At 67.2% G+C, this 2,008-nt stretch carries 2 protein-coding genes; one reads left to right on the top strand and one right to left on the bottom strand.

Translation table 11 applies throughout. The annotated features are described in order from the left end of the window. The coding region (locus tag RMN86_RS15990) for a prolyl oligopeptidase family serine peptidase (protein WP_309606851.1) at nucleotides 1–373 on the top strand (373 nt) is incomplete at its 5' end. 88 nt (nucleotides 374–461) lie between these two features. Here RMN86_RS15990 and RMN86_RS15995 read toward each other — a convergent pair. Continuing rightward, complete coding sequence (locus RMN86_RS15995; protein ID WP_309606852.1) at nucleotides 462–1,796, bottom strand: IS1182 family transposase; 1,335 nt, start codon at nucleotides 1,794–1,796, stop codon at nucleotides 462–464. Nucleotides 1,797–2,008: the final 212 nt, after the last annotated feature.

The following is a 2,008-nucleotide window of genomic DNA, read 5'->3' on the forward strand; positions in this document are numbered from 1 at the left end:
CGCCGTCGTCATCGAGAGCCCGTTGATCGACATGCTTCGCTACAACCACCTGTCGGCCGGCGCGTCCTGGATGGCCGAGTACGGCAATCCCGACATCCCGGCCGACCGGGCGTTCATCGAGAAATACTCGGCCTACCAGAACCTGAAACCCGGCGTGAAATACCCGGAGCCCTACATCACCACCAACACCCGGGACGACCGGGTGCATCCGGGACATCCGCGCAAGTTCGCCGCCAGGATGGAGGCAATGGGCCTGCCCTACCTCTATTACGAGCAGACCTTCGGCGGCCACGCCAACGACGCCGACCCGGAACTCAACGCCCGCCGCTGGGCCCGGCACTACGTCTACCTGACGCAGAAGCTGATGGACTGAGTTGGCTAGCTAGGAGCCTGTCTGGATAATCGCTGGCCTGGAGACAGACGGTGTGACGGGCTGGCGCATCTGGGCTGCTCGGGGTTGATCATGCCCTGGCTCCCGCCAGCTTGAGCAGGTTGTGGGCGGTGCAGATCAGGGCCCATTCGCCTCTGGCCTTGTCGAGGCCCCTCAGGAGATGCTGCCGGAAGCCCCTGGCCTGCTTGATCTGCCCGAAGACCGGCTCGACGGTGTGTTTTCGCAGCCGGTAGCGTGAGCGGTAGCCGGCGCGTTTGAGTTTCCGGGCCATGGCGGTCATCCGCGGGCAGTTGACCAGGTGTCGCTCGCCGCCGACGTGGGCGTCGGCGTGCTTGCGGCGGCCGGGCGGCAGGTAGGCTCTGATCTTGCGCGCCGCCATGGCGGCGATGTTGGCTTCGGTGGCGAAGCCTGAGTCGCCGGAGACCTCCCTGAGCTTGCGCGCCAGGTTGGCCCTGGCCTGATCGACCAGGGGCAGGAGGGCCGCGTAGTCGGCCGGATTGGTCGCCAGCCGCTGGGCGACGATGATCTGATGGGCGTGGTCGACGGCGATCTGGGCGTTGTAGCCGGCGATGAAGCCGTCCTTGGTCGGCAGGATGCGGCAGTCGGGGTCGGTGAAGTTGCGCTGCGCCTTGTCGGGCGGTCCGCCGTCCTCGGCCCGCTTGGGCTTGCCCTTCGCCTGCATGCCGGTGGACGGGCCGGGGCCTTCGGGGTCGAGATCGGCCGGGTCGCCGGCCGCCTCGGCCTCCAGCTCGGCCTTGGCCGCCCGGATGCGCGCCAGCCGCTCTCGCTTGTCGGCCATCCAGGCCGGCGTCTCGTCGCCGCGCAGACCCGCCCCGTGCTCGGCGTCCTCGGCCCGATCCGCCGCCTCGGCCGCCTTCAGCCAGGCCTCGACCTCGGCCGCCAGTTTCGGCTCGGTGGTCTTCATCCGCCCATAGCTCATCGCCTTGTGCCGGCTGGCGTTGGCCGCAAGCTTGGTCCCATCTACCGCCACGTGCCCCAGCTTCACCAGGCCTGCCGCTTGGCACAGCTTCAAAACCTGCACGAACAGCTCCGACAGCGCCGCCAGATGCCGCCGGCGGAACTCGCTGATGGTGTGGAAGTCCGGCTTGTTGAGGCCGGTCACCGCCATGAAATCCACCCGCTCCTCGCAGGCCTGCGCCAGCCGGCGCGACGAGTAGACCCCGCGGCTGTAACCGTAGAGCAGCAAGGCCGTCATCATCCCCGGATGGTAGGGCGGCTGGCCGCGGTCCACCGCGTAGGCCCCAAGGATCGCCGTCAGGTCCAACCCCTCGCGCACCGTGTCGCGAACGAAGTGCGCTAGATGCCCGGCCGGCACGAACTCATGCACCGAGGGCGGCAGAAGCCAGCCCTGGTCCACATCCCACGAACGAAAGGTCTTGCTCATGGCTGGAGTGAATCAAGCTTCGCTCCAGCCGTCGAGACGATTATCCAGACAGGCTCCTAGCAGTCCATGGCGCGACGGAGACCTGGTTCTCCTATTATCCCGACGAACTCACCAACCTCGAGAAGATGGTGCTCGTCCTCGAGGATAGGCGCTTCATGACCCACCCGGGCGTGGACGCAATCTCGGGTCTGCGAGAGATTGTTCGCGCAGCA

Origin of the sequence: Phenylobacterium sp., from assembly GCF_031360265.1 — a bacterium.
Classification (GTDB): Bacteria; Pseudomonadota; Alphaproteobacteria; order Caulobacterales; family Caulobacteraceae; genus Phenylobacterium.